We start from the raw sequence: 15,825 nt of genomic DNA on the forward strand, positions 1-15,825 counted from the left end.
GCACCGGACGTCAACGGCGGGCAACAGCGACCGCGCGCCGGAATGGTACGCCCCTGACACCAATGGGCGACGAGGCGCTCCACTCCGGTGACCGAGAGTGCTCGCGACATCACTGCGTGAAGATCGACCGGAGAATCCCGCCCTCGCCTCAGCTCTCCGTCTTGGCCAGCGGAAACTCCAACGAGCCCGCCGGGCAGAGGAAGGTCATCACGTCCACCCGATAGAGCTCGGCCTGCACGGCCGGGTCGGCCTCCATCACGCTGCGTACGTCGTCCACGGAGCCGGTACGCGCCAGCCCGAATCCGAGCGGCGGGTCCGGTTCCCGGGCGTCGTTGCCGTCCACCGCGCCGGCCACCAGGATGATCCCCCGGCGCTGCAACGCCGCCATGTGCTCGGCGTGCTCGGCCTGGAGACGCTGGATGGTCTCGGCCGGCAACGCCCGCCCGGCGGTACCCGGATACAGCACGATGCACTCGAACGTGTCGAGCGCGAAGTCGACCCGCGGCTCTCCTGCCATCACGTTCCTTTCCGCAGCTCACCCGCGCGCTGCGGTGGCACGCACGGCGGTACCCCCGAGCGTCTCACGCCACCGGCGACCCGCACCGGCAGCTCATCGGATTCCACCCGGCCGTCCCGGTTGATCAACACCTCCGGGACGGGCCACGATCGGATACCCGCTCGCGGCGGTGTATCCGCCGTACCAGGGGAAAGGTGTATCCCAGGGTGACCAGCACCGGTCACCGACGAACGACACGATGGGAACGGCGAATGGCGAGCGAGACCGACCCGCGACCCGCGAAGTCCTCCGGCACCTACCGCATCGGCGGTGAGCTGACCGTCGACCGACTCGGCTACGGGGCCATGCAGATCACCGGCCCGGGCGTCTGGGGTGACCCGAAGGACCCGGCCGAGGCGGTCCGGGTGCTGCGCCGGGCATACGAGCTGGGTGTCACCTTCATCGACACCGCCGACTCGTACGGGCCGTTCGTCTCCGAGCTGTTGATCAAGGAGGCGCTGCACCCGTACGCCGAGGATCTGGTCGTCGCGACCAAGGCCGGCCTCACCCGCGGCGGCCCGGGCGTGTGGCGCCCGGTGGGTCGACCGGAGTATCTGCGCCAGCAGTGCGAGCTGAGCCTGCGTCACCTGGGCCTGGAGAGCATCGGGCTCTACCAGTTGCACCGCATCGACGCGAAGGTGCCGCTGGAGGACCAGCTCGGCGAGCTGGTGCTGCTGCGCCAGGAGGGCAAGATCCAGCACATCGGGCTCTCCGAGGTGAGCGTCGCGCAGGTCGAGGCGGCCCGCCGGATCGCGCCGATCGTCTCGGTGCAGAACCTCTACAACGTGGCCGACCGCAGCGCCGAGGAGGTGCTGACCTACTGCGAGGCGAACGACATCGCGTTCATCCCGTGGTTCCCGATCGCCACCGGCGAGCTGGCCCGCCCCGGCGGCCCGCTGGACGCGATCTCCACCGAGCACGGCGCGCCGCCCGGCCAGCTCGCGCTCGCCTGGCTGCTGCGCCGCTCGCCGGTGATGCTGCCGATCCCCGGCACGTCGTCGGTGGCCCACCTGGAGGAGAACGTCGCCGCCGCCACCATAGAGCTGACCGACGCCGAGTACGAGTCCCTCACCACCGCCACCTGACCCCGCCCCACGACCCTCCCCGCCCCACGACCCTCCGCGCGACGGCCCTCCGCGCGACGGCCCTCCGCGCGACGGCCCTCCGCGCCGATCATGGAGTTGTGGTGGTGACGAAACGGGTGTAATCGCCACTTTTCCTTCACCACAACTCCATGATCGGCGGGGCGGGGGGCGGGAGGGAGGGCGGGTGGGGTGGGAGGTGGTCAGAGGGCCAGGCAGGCGGGGTTGACGGGTTGGTCGCGGAGGGCTTGGCGGATCACGGAGTACGTGGTGCCGTCGGCCACCAGACCGAGGTGCCCGACGACGCGGAGTGGACACCTGGACTGGATCAGTACGTTCGTCGCCCCGTCGGCCAGCATGGCGTTGTCGACCGGGCGGACCAACTCGTCCTGGCGGGTACGCACGGTGGTCCAGCGGACGTCACCGGGGGTGTCGTCACCGGCGTTGAGGGCGGTGAGGAACGGCGAGCCGATCGTCATCTGCTGACAGGCGACGACTCCCGCACAGCTGCCCAGGCCGAGGAAGGCCACGATGTTGGCGACGTACGTGCCGTACTGCGGGGTGCCCAGGCTGACGTACCGCCCGACGGCGTCCCCGCCGCCCAGGTTCTTGATGTAGTAGCGGCTGACCAGGCCCCCTTCGGAGTGGGCGACCAGGTCGACCTTTGCCGCGCCGGTGCCGGCGCGGACCTGGCCGACGAAACTGCGCAGGCTTCCGGCGGACGCGGTGATGTCGCCGAGCCCGAGGTTCGGCAGCGGATAGATCCAGACGCGGTACCCGTCGGCGCGCAGCCGCGCGGCGAGCGGTTCGTAGACGGCGGCGAAACCACTGAGCCCGCCGACGACGATGACCGGGTTGGCCCCGGCGAGGGCCCGCAGTCCGTCGGCGGCGGGGACGGGGTCCTCGGAGACGGAGCCGACCGAGGCAGCGCTTCCGGGAGTGACGCCGGTGGGCCCGGCGACGGTGGTGGCGGTCGCGTCCGCCGGTGTCGCCGAGCCGTCGGGGACGGTGCGGGCGGCGGCTGCGGCGGGGAACGTCAGCACGGCGGCGAGGGCGAGGGCCAGGACGGGGACAGCCTTTCGGAGCAGCATCGCTGCACCTCCCAAGGGGGATCCCGGGGTTGCCGGGTGGAGGCGGTGGGGGTGTCCGATCGACCGTGCCTCGATGATGCGGGCCACAATCCGGAAACGTCAATGAAAAGTTACGCGCGGGTAGCGATCTTTTCGCCGCCACCCGACGAACACCGCGGAGAGCGGGGCACACCGCCGGACGGCGGACGCCGCACGCACCGACCGGGTGCGTGCGGCGTCCAGGGTGGTACGGGCGTCAGCCGGCCGGGGTCTTCTCCGGCTCGGGCTCGGGCTCGGGCCGCGCCTGACCGTTCTTGACGTACGTCGGGTGCAGTTGCACCGGCTGGTTCTCCTGACGGCGTCGTTGACGCGACCGAACCCGCAGGTTGAGGAACTCCACGAAGATCGAGAAGGCGATCGGGCCGTACACGTAGCCCTTCGGGATGTGCTGGTCGAGACCCTCCGCGATCAGGCTGGCGCCGATGATCAGCAGGAACGACAGGGCGAGCATCTTGACCGTCGGATGCTGGTTGACGAAGGTGCTCACCGCATTGACCGAGACCAACATGATGATCATCGCGATCACCACGGCGGCCACCATGATGGCGAGTTCGTCGACCATGCCGACCGCGGTGATCACCGAGTCGAGCGAGAAGACCACGTCCAGCACCAGGATCTGCGCGATGACCACACTGAACGAGGCGGCCTTCTTGCCCGACTTGGCGTGGTCGGATCCCTCCAGGTGCTCGTGGATCTCGTACGTCGCCTTGCCGACCAGGAACAACCCGCCGAGCAGCAGGATCAGGTCCCGCCCGGAGATCTCCTGTCCGAGCACGGTGAACAGCGGGGCGGTCAGGCCGATGATCCAGGACAACGAGGCCAGCAGGATCAGACGGGTGATCAGGGCGAGCGAGATGCCGATCATCCGGGCGCGGGCCTGCTGATGCTCAGGCAACCGGCCGGACAGGATCGAGATGAACACGACGTTGTCGATGCCCAGCACGATCTCCAGCAGGAGCAGGGTCGCGAACGCGATCCACAGCTCGGGACTGGTCAAGAATTCCATTCCATCCTCGACTTCCAGACCGCCGCCGGGTGGGCCCCCGGAGACATCGGCGGATCTGCGTACGCATGGCGTACCGTGCCGGAGGTTCCGCCGCAACTCCAGACGGGCGGCACCGGCGGACGGCGCAGTTCGATGGCATGCTGTGAGCCGTGCGCGGCACCTCGCCCCCCGACGAGCGTCTCCGGGTCATGCCCTGGTGGCTGATCCTGATCGGGCTGCTGGTCGCCGCCCTGCTCGGCTGGTGGGTGCTGGACTGGTTGCTCGGTGAGGCCGACCGTGCCGCCGCCCCGGACACCCGGGCCGGCCTGCGCATCGACGCGATCCGCACCGGACTGACCGTGGTCGCCGGCACCGGCGGCGGGCTCGCCCTGCTGCTCGCCGCCCGCCGACAGTGGATCAGCGAGCGGGCGCAACGACACCAGGAGACCGTCGCCGCCCGGGACCAGGAGCACCGCGACCGGGTGCAGGCACACGTCGAGGCGGTCGCCGAGGCCGGGCAGCGGCACCAGGAGAGTCAGGCCGAGGCCGCCGCGTACGACGCCGCCGAGCGCCGACTCACCGAGCTGTACACCCGGGCCGTGGAGCTGCTCGGCAACGACAACGCGGCGGTACGCCTCGGCGGACTGCACGCCCTGGAACGCCTCGGTCAGGACAACCCGGCACAGCGCCCGACCATCGTGGCGGTGCTCTGCGCGTACCTGCGGATGCCGCCGCCGGACGACGACGCGCGCGAGTCGGAGGTACGCCGTACCGCGCAGCGGGTGGTGACCGCGCACCTGCGCGCGGACGGCGACGCGTTCTGGCCCGGTATGCGACTGGACCTGACCGGCGCCCGCCTGCACGACCTCGACGCGTCCGGGTGCACCCTGGACGACGCGGACCTGACCGGCGCGACCTGCACCGGCCTCACCCGCTTCACCGGTGCCCGGCTCGGTGGCCGACTGGTGCTCGCGGCCACCTTCGACGAGCTGGCGCTGAACGCGGTCACCGGCGACGCGGAGATCGTTCTGGACGGCGCGCGGATCACCGGCGGCCTGCACGCCGACGGCGCCGAGTTCGCCGGGCGGGTCTCCGCCCGGCGCGCCACTCTCGGCGAGACCTCCTGGCGCGGCGCCACGTTCCGCCGGTCGGTCACCTTCGACCACAGCACGTTCGGCGGCAGCGCGTTCTTCCCCCAGGCGTCGTTCCTCGGCGGACTGTCCATGGAGCACACCGCCTTCGGCGGCCACGTCGACTTCCGGAGCACCCACTTCGCCGACCTGGCCCTGTTCCGCTGGACCGAGTTCGCCGCCGACGTCTGGTTCACCGGTGCCCACTTCCCCGGTACGGCGAACTTCGGTCGTGCCCGCTTCCACGGCCCGGTCAGCTTCGAGTCCGCCACGCTGGCCCACCGCCCCCGGGTCGACCGGGCCCGCGCGACGACGTCCGCCGCCCACGTCTGGCCCGACGGCACCACGGTCGCGCCCCTGGACGACGACTGGCTCCTGCTCACCGACCCGTGAACCGGGCCGAGCAGTTCGGCCTGGACTCCCCCACCCCACCCTCACCCCCGCTCCGCCCCCGGCGCTGTCGCCGGTGAGCAGGACTTCGTTTGTCGAGCCCCTTCCCTCATGGCGAGGTGAGCGGTTCGGCCTGGTAGGCCCGGTGCAGCAGAGACAGGAAGGACGGCGCCTCGGGCAACGGCACCGCGTCGATCCGGTGCACCGGCACACCCGGCGTCCAGGAGTTCATCACCACGCACCCCGCCATCGTCGGCAGGTCGGCGACGGTGACCTCCCGCACGCGCTGCGGGACGCCGAGGCGGTCCACCTGGCGGCGGACGATGCCCATCGTGGTCCCGCCGAGCATCTCCGCGTCGGGCCACACCACCGACGTGCCGTCCCAGAAGGCCAGGTTCCAGATCGTCCCCTCACTCAACCGGCCCCGCCGGTCGACGAAGGCGGCGTCGTCGGCACCTCGCCCCACGGCCTGACGGAGAAGATGCGTCTTGGCCACCTCGCCGACGTGCTTCACCTCCGGGAGCACCCGTTCGTACTCGACCGTCGCCAGCGTCAGCGGCCCCGGCGGCCCGGATGCCGCCGGCCCGGTCAGGACCAGCACCGCCAGTTCGTCGTCCGGACCGGGCAGGGTGAACTCGCCCGCCGACGAGTACACGGTGGCCAGCAACGAGACATCGTCCGGGCTCTGCGCCAGCGCCGCCCGCAGGTGGGCACGGACCCGCTCGTCGGGCACCACCCGACCGAACATCCGTCCCGAGGCGGACCGCAACCGCTCCAGGTGCAGGTCGAGGCCCCGCACCTGTCCCCCGCGTACCTGCATGGCGGTGAAGTGCGCGTGGCCCGCGAAGGCCAGCGGCGCCAGGTCCTCGGCGGTCGCCGTCCGGCCGTCGCGCTGCACAACGAAGTACGTCATATCGGCACCGTACGATCTGACATCGGTGTCAGTTTCCAGTGCGGATGAGGCAGATCACATCGGGATGAAGATCGGCGAACTGTCACGCCTCACCGGCGTCAGCCCCCGGCTCCTGCGCTACTACGAGGAGCAGGGACTGCTCACCTCGGACCGGATCGGTGCAGGCCACCGCCGTTACGCCGACGACGCCCCGGTCGTGGTCGGCCGCGTCCGGGCGCTGCTCGCCGCCGGGCTGACCACCAGCGTCATCCGCGAGGTGCTGCCCTGCGTGCAGGGACCCGGCCCGGAACTCGAACACTGTGCCGCACCGACCCTGTCAGACCAGCTCCGCGGCCTCGACGCGCGGATCTCCACCCTCCAGAACGCCCGGACCGCGCTCGCCCACCTCCTCGCCACCACCGCCGAACGACCCGGCTGACCACGTTCGGCGGCGGGTAGCTCTGTAGCCGGCCCAGCGACAACAGGCCTACCCACCGCGGGGCGGGAGGCGGGCAGGCAGGTGGGAGGCGTCCGGGTCGCTCGTCGGGTCGCGCCGGGCGTCGGCGGGTCAGGTGCGGTCGCCGAGCCGGGCCACGAACGCACGCCAGGCAGTCGGCGCGAAGACCAGCGCCGGACCGGCCGGGTCCTTCGAGTCGCGTACGCCGACGACGCCGGGCAGGTTGTCGGCGACCTCCACGCAGGCACCGCCGTTGGTGGACGAGTGGGACGAGGTACGCCAGCGTGCGCCGCTCAGATGGTCCATGTCTTGGCCGCCTCCTTGAGAACGTCGAGCGTCTGCCCCAACGGGAGGGCTTTGCCGCGAACCGCGTCCCAGGCCAATCCGAGGCTGGCGAGGAGGGCGGGCTCCCCCGCGATCTGCGCCGCCACCTGATTGTCCACATAGCCCGCCCGTGACCCGTCGGGCAGGTCGGCCAGAATGAACGCCCCGGCCAAACCCGAATAGATGCCAGCCGACAACGGCACCACGTGCAACTGGATATGCGGCTGCTCAGCGCAGGTCAGCAGATGCTCGACCTGCTCGGCCATCACGTCGGGGCCGCCGCAGGGACGCCGGAGCACCATCTCGTCCAACACCACGAACAGTTGCGGAGCCAGGTCACGGGCGAGGACCGCCTGCCGTTCCAGCCGCGCGGCGACCCGCTGGTCCAGCTCGGCGGTCGGGGTGCGCGCCGCCCGGAAGGTCGTGCGGGCATACGCCTCGGTCTGAAGGAGCCCCGGCACGAAGGAGTGCTCGTACCACCGCAGCGCGGTCGCTTCCCGTTCGATCTGGATCAGCTCGCGCAGCCAGACCGGCGCGGCCTCACCGTTCACCAACTCGTTCCAGAGCGTCGCGAAGTACCCGCCGGTGTCCAGCGCCTTGTCGACGGCGGTCAGGTAGGGCAGCGTCGGCGGCTTGGTGCCCGTCTCGATCGCGCTGACCTGGGTGTCCGAGCAGAAGACCCGCTCACCGAGTTGCGCCTGGGTCAACCCGGCCGCCCCGCGACGTCGCCGCAACTCGCGAAGCAGGTACTCCGACGGCGAGATTCCCACAGCTTCCTCACCCTTCCCCGGCGCGATACGCCGTTCCGCGTTGGCGCGAACCTGGTCGCCACATTCCGCGATCGAGCGATGACTGTTCCGAGCCTAGGGTGCTGCCGTCCAGGGTGGAAGGAGCACGGCGTACCCGGTGGAGGTCGACCCCCTGCGACCCGGCGGGTGCGTACGTGACGGGGGTCGCCGCCGGGCGAGCACTCGCGGCGACCCCCGTTCCAGACCACCCACGCGAGGAGACGTCCGTGCCGAAATCTGCGAACCGAGTCCCGACGTCCCGCTGGTCGCACCGCCCCGCCACCGCGCCGACCGCCACCACATCGCCCGGTCTCGCGCCGACCAACACCGTCCGGGCCGCTACCCCGCCGCCCCCTACCATCCGGAGCCCCACCGTCCGGACAAGCACCTCATCGGTAGGCAGGTCGGCGAGGGCGGTCCGTGAGGACGGGACGCCCCGCGTCGCGCCCGGTGTCTACCGGCTGACCCGCGACGCGTCGCCGCAGTTCCACACGCCGATCACGGTGCGGGTGATCCGTGAGCGCACCGACCGGAACAGCTTCGACGGTTGGACGTGGATCGAGGTGTACGTACTCGACACCCGGGGCGACGCCACCGACCGCCGCGAGTTGTTCGTCCGCCCCGGCGGGATGCGTCCCGCACCGCCACCGGCGGCCCCGCGCCGTACCCCGGTCCGGCGCTACGCACCGAGGGCCGCCAGGTGAGCACGCCCGCCCGCGAGCACGTACCCTCCCGCCCTACGTGGCGCTGCCGGGCCTGCGGCGTCGCCTGGCCGTGCTCGACGGCGAAGGTGCGCCTGCTCGCCGAGTACCGGGACAACATCCCGGGGCTGATGGTCTATCTGGTCACGCTGCGGGAAGAGGCCATCGCGCAGCTCGCCGCCGCCAAGCCCGCCACTCACCTGCCGGACCTGCACCGACGATTCACCGACTGGGTGCGCCCGCAACTGTCCCGGGGGAATTGAGTAGTGGCTGCCGTCCGCAGTCCTCTGTGCCCGGATCGGTCCGACGCACGGCGACCATGGTCCATGCAGTGACCGCGAAGCTCGCGGGACACTGTTACCATCGCCGCAGCCAACTCCTCACACTCGTGAATACGGCGCATACATGTCTCCTGACGGCCAGGATCCGTACCTGCTCCTCGGCGTCGACCGGGATTCGACGCCGGCGCAGATTCGCGAGCGGTACCACATCCTCGTGCAGTTGTTGCACCCGGACCGGCATCAGTCGAGTCCGGAGAAGGTGCGCGCCGAGGCGACCCGGCAGATGCAGCAGATCAACGTGGCGTACAAGTTCCTCATCGACGCCCACAGTCGGGAGACCCGTGAGCGGGAGCGCAGGGCCCGGGATCGGGAGGAGCGGGAACGTGAGGCGCGTCGACGCGAAGCCGAGGAACGCGAGGCACGAGAACGCAAGGCGAGGGAACGCGAGGCCCGCAGGCGTGAGGCCGAGAAACGCGAGGCACGCGAACGCGAGGCGAAGGAACGCAAGGCACGCGAACGCGAGGCGCAGAAGAGTGAGGCCCGTGAGCGCAAGGCGCGGGACCGCGAACAGCAGCGACGCGAACGGGAGATCCGCGAGCGCCAGCATCCCCGCGCACGCTGGACGCACCCTTCGTACAACCCAGTCGACCTCACGGAGCCACTGGCTATCCGTCCGATCACCATCTCACTGCCGAAAGACGGGGAAGGGTACACGCTCGGGGCGTACCTCGACGAGCAGCAGGAGCAGACCGCCCTTCTCGGCGCCGAAGGTCACCTGCTTCTGTTCCGGACCCGTGAGTCGTTGCACCGATACCTGACCGAGCCCGCAGCACACGAACTGGCCGAGGCACCCGGTTGGGACAGCTTCATGAACTGGGTACTCCGAACCGGAATGCGGGACGGAGACGAGCGGTCCTACGACTTCACCCTGATTATCCACTTCCTGAGGGAGACGGTCCCACAATGGGATCCGCAACTGTTCATCACCCACCGCGACTTTGTTGCGGACATCACCCAAGCCTTCGGGTGCGACGATCTGCGCAATCTCCTCCGACTGGGGTCACCAATCGATGAACTCGACGATCTGCTACGCGTCTCCCATCGACCACTCGCCGGATGGAAGGCACGTCGCGAGCTCTACTCCGGCCATTCACGGACGTTCGATCGTGCCTGGCGAGACGCGATTAGCCTGATCCGAAAGCGCGTACGCTGGCTGCGGTGAGCGCGCGGCGGTCAGGCCACGTCGTCAGGGGCGGCGCGTACGGCCAGCGCGGTCGCCGCGAGCGCCTCGGCGAACTCCGGGGTCGTCAGCACGGTGACGGCGACGCCGGGTCCGACCAGCCAGAACGCCTGCGCATCGTCGGTCAGCCCAGGACCGTCGCCGTGCGGGAACTCGGTCAGCCACCACTGCGCCGGATCACGCTCGTGATACTCGGCGAGGAAGTCGCGTACCGCGTCGAGGTCGACGAGCCGCTCACCCCGCAGCACGTGGACGCGGAGGTCCACCTGGTGGCCGTCGGCCGTCGGCCGCTCCCAGAACCGGCTGGTGAGGCGGACGTCCTCCCACTCGCTGGTGAAGTCCGACACCTCGTCGCCGACACCGGGCGGCACGTGCCCGATGTGGAACCCGTCCAACGTCCCGCCGTCGCGGTCCACCCGCCACCCCCTTGATCGCCCCGGTCAGTTACCCAACGCGCGTACCTTGGTGATCGTCTCCTGGACGTGCTGCCGGGCCGGGCCACCGCCCTCGGCGGCCTGCGCGAGCGCCTGCCGGTACGAGTCGATCATCCCGATCAGCGGACCGGCGGCCACGCCCTGCAACGCGCCCGCGACGAGTTGCCGCGCCTCGGCCGCATCCTGGGCGGCGGCGGCCGTCTTCGCCTTCGCCTCGTCCAGCTTCTGCGCGGCTGCCGCCAACCGGGCGATCATCTCCGCTGCGCTCACATGCCCTCCCCGGCTCGACCGCCCTCGCGACCACACAGGAGCGTACGAGATCCGTCCCCACACCGCGACCACCCGCACCGCACACCCGGTTCACCGAGAGGTGGGTAGATCTGTTGTCGTCCCAGCGACAACAGATCTACCCACCTCGAACGAAACAGAGTCGTGGGGCTTCCCGTCATGTCCGTCCGGCCTGCGACGCCGACTCGCGTAGCCAGCGATCCGTCGCTGCGCTCAGCTCGATAGCGCCCGAAGCACAGTTCCCCACCGCGCCGCCCGCACATCGCCCAGCGGGCCTGGACGCCGGACCACACGGACGCCGGACCAGGCGATACCACCGAACAGGCAGTCCAGCCGGGGCCAGGCAGCGCAGCCGGGCCAGGTCAGCACAGGGACCATGCCGGCGCAGCGGCCGGGTCAGCGCAGCGCGCGGAACATCAGCAGGTAGCCGCAGTAGGCGAGCGGCACGGCGAGGAAGCAGAGCAGGAAGCCCAGCAGCGGGTACCGGGGCGGCGTGGCGGCACCACTGGCGGGCCGCCCCCACTTGCCGAGCACCAGCCAGGCGCCGATCAGGGCCGCTGCGGGCAGACCGGCGCACATCCAGGCGATCAGGGTGCCGAAGCCGACCGCACCGACGCCGGAGGCGAGCACCATCACCAGCATCAGCACCACGGCGACACCGGAGAAGCCGAGGTACACGGCGACCGCCCGCGCCATCGGCGACCAGCCCGGCAGCAGCGCCGGCCGCTGGGCCAGCATCTCGGCCTGCTGCGCGTACTTGTCCGCCTCGTCCGCCCAGCGCCGCGCCAACTCCAGCTCCGTCGCCGGGTCGACCGTTCCGGCCCGCTGGGCCGGCACCCCGGCCTCCGTCGCGCTCACCGCCACCGGCAACGCCCGGTCCGTCTGCCCCGGCTGCGGGTACGCCCCGACACCCGGCCACCCCGGCGCGGCGGCTGCGCCGCCGACCCCCACCGTCCCCGGCGACCCCGACGGTCCCCCGGACACCGGCTGGTGACCGGCGGCAGCCGGCGGCTCGGGTATCCCCGAGACCGACCCGGCACCCGGTGTGCCGACGGCCGACGTGCCGCCCGACGGCCCGGAATCGAGCGAACCGGAGACCGGCACACCCGACACCGGCGCGGCACCGGGTGGCACCGGCGGGCCGGACCCGGGCGGGAAGCCCGGCGGTGGGACCGCGGTGCCCGGGTCCACGCCGATGGTGCGGCCGAGGTGGTCGAGGCGCTGGCCCTGGGCGAGCAGGCGTCGGTGCAGGTAGTCCACGGTGGCACCGAGGTGACGGTGTCGTTCGGTCTTGGCGGCGGTGTCCTGTTCACCGGCGCGCTGCTGTGCGGAGAGGTGCCGCAGCAGCGCGGCGTACTCGTCGAAGCTGGACACGCCTCACTCCTGCCCGTCGGGGGTGTGCCCGTCCCGGGCGAACGGCACGATCAACCGGACCCGCTGGTCGTGCCGGTCCACCAGCAGCGCCCGGTCGGCCCGGGGCGTGTACGCCAGGTCGTGCACGCCGAGGTGCAGACCGAGGTCGGCGCCGGGCACGTTCAACGCGACCAGGCAGGCCACGTCGTCGCGGTTCTGGGTGCCGCCGAGGTCGTCGGCGAGTCGACGCAGGCCACGCCACCAGCCGAGCAGGTGTACCCCGTGGCCGGGGCCCTGGCGCAGCAGGGTCCGCAGGTCGTCGTGGCCGGAGCGGAAGGTCGCCGGATCGGTCTCGGCGAGCCGTCCGGCGGCGGCGTCCACCCCGAACACCACCAGATAGGTACGCGCCGCAGCGACCGGTCCGCCGGACGGCGCAGACGGGTCGGGCGCGCCGGCCCCGGGCACGTTGGGATCGGACGTACCGGCGTCGGACGTGGCGGCCCCAAGGGTGCCGATCCGGGCGCGTAGCGCGGCGGTGTCCAGCCGCTGCACCGGGTGCCCGGCGGCGGTGAGCTCGGCGGCGGTGTCGTCGGCGGCCGAGTCGGCGGCGGCGACCAGCGGGGCGAGCAGGAAGGTCGCCTCACCGGGGGTGTGCTGCCGGGCGAGGCTCAGGGTCGCGGCGCGCAGCACCTCGGCACCGGTGGGCGAGGTGCCCACCACGGCCAGGTGCCGGCCGGGGGCGGTGTCCATGATGAACATGGCGGTGGTGCCGTCCACGTCGACCGTCCGGCCGACCAGCGCCAGGGGACGCCGTCCGCCGGGGCGTAGACCGGTGAAGGTGGCGTCGGCCTCGACGTGGGCGGTGTCGTACCCCCGGAACACCGACGGCGGGCGCGCGCCGGGCGGACGGGCCTGCCACAGGTCGTGCCGCAGCCGGGTCAGCTCGCCACCGGCGGCGTGCGCGTCGGGGAACCGGATCACGGTGTTCGCGCCGGGCGCACCGGCGGCGGTGTTGACCACGGCCGAGCCGACCGGCAGGGTCGCCGCCGCGTCGTTGAGCTGGTCGAGGACTCCCCCGCCGCCGGCCAGCGCCACCCGCAGCGCGAACTGACCGAAGACCGCCTCGGCCCGCCCGTAGAGGGCCTCGATCCCCGTCGTGCTCTGGCTGGCGAGCACCAGGTGTACGCCGTACGAGCGGCCCTTGCGGGCCAATTCCTCCAGCAGGTCCACCGATTCGCGGGCGAGCGGGTCGTTGGCGGCCAGCAGCACCTGGAACTCGTCGATCACGGCGACGATCCGGGGCACCGGCGTGTCGACGGGCAGGTCGGCGAGCTTGGTGACGCCGTGGCGTTTGAGGGCGGTGGCCCGCCGGTGCAGTTCGCGGCGCAGCTCGCGGAGCACGGCCACGCCGTACTCGCGGTCGCTCTCGATGCCGACGGCACGGGCGTGCGGCAACCACGACGGGTCGTGTCCGGTGGGGACGAACTCGGTGAAGCTCACCCCCTCCTTGAAGTCGAGGAGGTAGAGCTGCAACTCGGCCGGGGAGTAGCGGGCGGCCAGGCCGTAGAGCACGTCGAGCAGGAAGACCGTCTTGCCGGCGCCGGTGCGTCCGCCGACCAGCCAGTGCGGGGTGGCGTCGTCGAAGGCCATGCTGAACGGGTCGCGTCCGGCGCGGCCCACCACGGTCCGCAGGCCGGCGCGGGCGGAGGCGGTCCAGCGCTGCCCGGGCAGCAGGTCGGCGAAGCTGACCGCCGCACCGCGCCGGGCGGCGTCGCCCAGGTGGGTGGCGAGGGCGGCGACCGAGGCCGGCGGCGCGTCGCCGTCCAGACGCACCGGGACGCTCAGCCCGCTGCCGTCGGCGCTGAACGGCGTTCCGGGCGGGTCACCGACCCGGGCCAGCCCGCCGACGTTCCCGGATGACGGCCCGCCCTGCCCGCCACCGACGTGGGCCTGGTCGCCGGCCAGCCGCACCACGGTGGTGTGACCCAGGGGCGGCGCGGTCTCCCCCGGCCCGGTCGCCGGCCAGCCGGCCAGCAGGACACAGACCGCTGCGGCGGGCCCGGCGTGGGTGAGCGCGGCGAGCCGGGCCGCCTCGCGGGGCGACGGGACAGACGCGGCGACCACCAGCAGGAGTTCCTGGTCGGGCCGGTCGGCGCGACGCGCGTCCCGGGCGTGCTGTTCGGCGGCGTCGAGCAGGGCGGTGACGTCGGCGTCGGTGGTGGCCGGTGGGTCGATCACCCCGGCGTCGGCCAGGGGCCGCAGTGGACCGAAGGTGGCACCGAGAGCGGCCGTGTCCAGCCCGGCGACACGGACGCCGCCGGGCGCGGCGGTGGCCAGCAGCCGCAGCACGAGCGCCCGCAGCAGGGCGGCCACGGCCGGGTCACGGGCGTCGGTGTCGACCGCCAGATGGTGCCCGGCACCGAGCGGCAGCAGCACCGGGAATCCGCCACCGGCGACGACCGCTGCGCCGACGCGTACCGGCACGGGCTGGTGCACCAGGGGCGTACCCGGCGTCGGGGTGGCCAACGCGGTGCCGACCCGGGCCAGCCGGGCCACCAGGTCGGTGTCGGCCGCCGGGGTGACCGGCACCGCGCCGCGCAGCGCGTCACGGGCGGAGTCGAGGTGGGCCCGGGCGGCCCGGTGGGCGGCCATCGCCTGCCCGTACGCCGACGCGAGCCTGCCCAACGTGTGCCCCTCCGCCGACGGCCGCCTGGTCCGCTGAAACCCTAACGGACAGCGGCGATCCGGGCACGGTCCCGTCGCGCCCGGGCGTGTGGTGAAAGGAAGGGTCCCCTGCTAACGCCTCGTGCATAGCAGGGGACCCTTCCTAACATTGCGAGCGGTCAGCCGGTGACCGCGTTGAGCGCGGGCAGGTAGCCGTACCGGTAGCCGTCGGCGTTGGGGTGGTACGCCTCGATGACGCCGGTGACGTCGCGGATCCACGGCTGGGCGCCGCAGACGCCGTGGCCGGCGAAGGTGGGCCGGGTGTCGGCGAAGGTGGCGCCGGCTGCGGCGGCCCGGTCGGCGGTCACCTCGGCGAGGACGTCGGCCGCCTCGTTGAGGATGGTGCGCTTGTACGTGCTCATCGCCAGCAGCCCGCAGGACCGGGTCTCGAACAGACGCGGGTAGCCGAGCACGATCAGCCGTGCGTTCGGAGCGCGCTCGCGGATGGCCGCGTACGTGCGGTCCAGCCGGGCCGGCAGGGTGCCGGTGGCGAACGCCTTGGCCTCGTTGACCGCGCTGGTGCAGGTGGAGGTGCTGCCGAAGCGGCAACTGGTCATCACGTCGGCGAATCCGGCGTCGTTGCCGCCGACGGTGATGGTGACCATCGTGGTGGTGGCGCTGAGCGCGCCGAGTTGGTTGGCGAGCACGTCGGCGGTGACCGCGCCGCCGCAGGCCGGGAAGCGGAAGCTGGCCACCGCGTTGGCGGCGGCCCACAGTGGCGCGTACGACTTCTGGCTGCGTAGGCAGGTGGACAGGTCGTACGGGCCGGCGCCGACCCCGGAGGAGTACGAGTCGCCGAGCGCGACGTAGTGCACGGGTGCGGCGGCCTGGGCGGCGGTGGGGACGGCCAGTGCGCCGAGGGTGGCGGTGGCGAGGGCGACCAGCGTGGCGAGGGCACGGGCCAGCGGACGGTGGGACATGACGGACCTCCACAGAGGGTGGTGGTGGAGCCCGTGGACCGCGCGCGTGGCCAGGGGTTGTTACTAGCCGGTAATGCTATCGAAACATGCAGATGAAGTGAATAGCCGGCGCTCCGCAGACGCGACACGCCCGGCCGATCGCGGCCGGGC

At 72.1% G+C, this 15,825-nt stretch carries 17 protein-coding genes; 6 read left to right on the plus strand and 11 right to left on the minus strand.

The genetic code is table 11. The features are described from left to right. Positions 1-148: 148 nt before the first annotated feature. Positions 149-517, minus strand: coding sequence for a YciI family protein (locus tag ACWDVW_RS10540; protein WP_350696456.1), 369 nt, complete (start codon positions 515-517; stop codon positions 149-151). 251 nt (positions 518-768) lie between these two features. Here ACWDVW_RS10540 and ACWDVW_RS10545 point away from each other — a divergent pair, with 251 nt between their 5' ends. After that, complete coding sequence (locus ACWDVW_RS10545) at positions 769-1,641, plus strand: aldo/keto reductase (protein ID WP_449946694.1); 873 nt, start codon at positions 769-771, stop codon at positions 1,639-1,641. A gap of 200 nt (positions 1,642-1,841) precedes the next feature. Here the strand turns inward: ACWDVW_RS10545 and ACWDVW_RS10550 are convergent, their stop codons facing one another. Further along, on the minus strand, positions 1,842-2,729 hold the full coding sequence (locus ACWDVW_RS10550) for an esterase/lipase family protein (RefSeq protein WP_449946696.1): 888 nt from the start codon (positions 2,727-2,729) through the stop codon (positions 1,842-1,844). Positions 2,730-2,964: 235 nt separating this feature from the next. Further along, positions 2,965-3,774, minus strand: a complete 810-nt coding sequence (locus tag ACWDVW_RS10555; RefSeq protein WP_449946698.1) for a TerC family protein — start codon at positions 3,772-3,774, stop codon at positions 2,965-2,967. A 149-nt stretch (positions 3,775-3,923) separates the two neighbouring features. Here ACWDVW_RS10555 and ACWDVW_RS10560 point away from each other — a divergent pair, with 149 nt between their 5' ends. Beyond that, a complete protein-coding gene (locus tag ACWDVW_RS10560; protein WP_449946700.1) occupies positions 3,924-5,276 on the plus strand; it encodes a pentapeptide repeat-containing protein in 1,353 nt (450 codons plus the stop codon). Positions 5,277-5,382: 106 nt separating this feature from the next. On the opposite strand, the gene ACWDVW_RS10565 is transcribed toward ACWDVW_RS10560, so the two are convergent. Continuing rightward, positions 5,383-6,186, minus strand: coding sequence for an aminotransferase class IV family protein (locus ACWDVW_RS10565; RefSeq protein ID WP_449946702.1), 804 nt, complete (start codon positions 6,184-6,186; stop codon positions 5,383-5,385). A 64-nt stretch (positions 6,187-6,250) separates the two neighbouring features. On the opposite strand from ACWDVW_RS10565, the gene ACWDVW_RS10570 reads away from it, so the two are divergent. Then, entirely contained in the window at positions 6,251-6,604 is a 354-nt protein-coding gene (locus ACWDVW_RS10570) for a MerR family transcriptional regulator (protein ID WP_449946703.1), read from the plus strand. A gap of 129 nt (positions 6,605-6,733) precedes the next feature. On the opposite strand, the gene ACWDVW_RS10575 is transcribed toward ACWDVW_RS10570, so the two are convergent. Continuing rightward, a complete protein-coding gene (locus ACWDVW_RS10575) occupies positions 6,734-6,928 on the minus strand; it encodes a DUF397 domain-containing protein (RefSeq protein ID WP_449946705.1) in 195 nt (64 codons plus the stop codon). Next, positions 6,916-7,716, minus strand: a complete 801-nt coding sequence (locus ACWDVW_RS10580; RefSeq protein ID WP_449946707.1) for a helix-turn-helix domain-containing protein — start codon at positions 7,714-7,716, stop codon at positions 6,916-6,918. Before ACWDVW_RS10580 ends, ACWDVW_RS10575 begins: the two co-directional genes overlap by 13 nt. Positions 7,717-8,243: 527 nt before the next feature. On the opposite strand from ACWDVW_RS10580, the gene ACWDVW_RS10585 reads away from it, so the two are divergent. The 3 genes from ACWDVW_RS10585 (at position 8,244) to ACWDVW_RS10595 (ending at position 9,938) form a co-directional block, all read left to right on the plus strand. Further along, entirely contained in the window at positions 8,244-8,438 is a 195-nt protein-coding gene (locus ACWDVW_RS10585; RefSeq protein WP_449946709.1) for a hypothetical protein, read from the plus strand. Then, positions 8,435-8,698 (plus strand): flavin reductase, encoded by a 264-nt coding sequence (locus ACWDVW_RS10590; protein WP_449946710.1) that lies wholly within the window; start codon positions 8,435-8,437, stop codon positions 8,696-8,698. The genes ACWDVW_RS10585 and ACWDVW_RS10590 overlap by 4 nt, the downstream gene beginning before the upstream one ends. 142 nt (positions 8,699-8,840) lie before the next feature. Then, the gene (locus tag ACWDVW_RS10595) at positions 8,841-9,938 is read left to right on the plus strand and encodes a J domain-containing protein (RefSeq protein WP_449946712.1); all 1,098 of its coding nucleotides are present in this window, start codon (positions 8,841-8,843) and stop codon (positions 9,936-9,938) included. Positions 9,939-9,949: 11 nt separating this feature from the next. On the opposite strand, the gene ACWDVW_RS10600 is transcribed toward ACWDVW_RS10595, so the two are convergent. The 5 genes from ACWDVW_RS10600 to ACWDVW_RS10620 form a co-directional block, all read right to left on the minus strand. Beyond that, complete coding sequence (locus ACWDVW_RS10600) at positions 9,950-10,372, minus strand: hypothetical protein (protein ID WP_449946714.1); 423 nt, start codon at positions 10,370-10,372, stop codon at positions 9,950-9,952. Positions 10,373-10,396: 24 nt separating this feature from the next. After that, positions 10,397-10,660: a DUF6244 family protein gene (locus ACWDVW_RS10605; protein WP_350696440.1), complete on the minus strand. Its 264-nt coding sequence runs from the start codon at positions 10,658-10,660 to the stop codon at positions 10,397-10,399. A gap of 414 nt (positions 10,661-11,074) precedes the next feature. Further along, positions 11,075-12,052 (minus strand): hypothetical protein, encoded by a 978-nt coding sequence (locus ACWDVW_RS10610; protein ID WP_449946716.1) that lies wholly within the window; start codon positions 12,050-12,052, stop codon positions 11,075-11,077. Positions 12,053-12,055: 3 nt separating this feature from the next. Beyond that, positions 12,056-14,716, minus strand: coding sequence for an FtsK/SpoIIIE domain-containing protein (locus ACWDVW_RS10615; RefSeq protein ID WP_449946718.1), 2,661 nt, complete (start codon positions 14,714-14,716; stop codon positions 12,056-12,058). A gap of 158 nt (positions 14,717-14,874) precedes the next feature. Continuing rightward, positions 14,875-15,675 (minus strand): SGNH/GDSL hydrolase family protein, encoded by an 801-nt coding sequence (locus ACWDVW_RS10620; RefSeq protein WP_396742726.1) that lies wholly within the window; start codon positions 15,673-15,675, stop codon positions 14,875-14,877. Positions 15,676-15,825: the final 150 nt, after the last annotated feature.

The sequence above is a fragment of the Micromonospora sp. NPDC003241 genome (genome assembly GCF_053589795.1).

Coding starts and splice junctions, on each gene's coding strand:
- ACWDVW_RS10540 (WP_350696456.1), bottom strand. CDS start 517: ATGGCAGGAGAGCCGCGGGTCGACTTCGCGCTCGACACGTTCGAGTGC.
- ACWDVW_RS10545 (WP_449946694.1), top strand. CDS start 769: ATGGCGAGCGAGACCGACCCGCGACCCGCGAAGTCCTCCGGCACCTAC.
- ACWDVW_RS10550 (WP_449946696.1), bottom strand. CDS start 2,729: ATGCTGCTCCGAAAGGCTGTCCCCGTCCTGGCCCTCGCCCTCGCCGCC.
- ACWDVW_RS10555 (WP_449946698.1), bottom strand. CDS start 3,774: ATGGAATTCTTGACCAGTCCCGAGCTGTGGATCGCGTTCGCGACCCTG.
- ACWDVW_RS10565 (WP_449946702.1), bottom strand. CDS start 6,186: ATGACGTACTTCGTTGTGCAGCGCGACGGCCGGACGGCGACCGCCGAG.
- ACWDVW_RS10570 (WP_449946703.1), top strand. CDS start 6,251: ATGAAGATCGGCGAACTGTCACGCCTCACCGGCGTCAGCCCCCGGCTC.
- ACWDVW_RS10575 (WP_449946705.1), bottom strand. CDS start 6,928: ATGGACCATCTGAGCGGCGCACGCTGGCGTACCTCGTCCCACTCGTCC.
- ACWDVW_RS10595 (WP_449946712.1), top strand. CDS start 8,841: ATGTCTCCTGACGGCCAGGATCCGTACCTGCTCCTCGGCGTCGACCGG.
- ACWDVW_RS10620 (WP_396742726.1), bottom strand. CDS start 15,675: ATGTCCCACCGTCCGCTGGCCCGTGCCCTCGCCACGCTGGTCGCCCTC.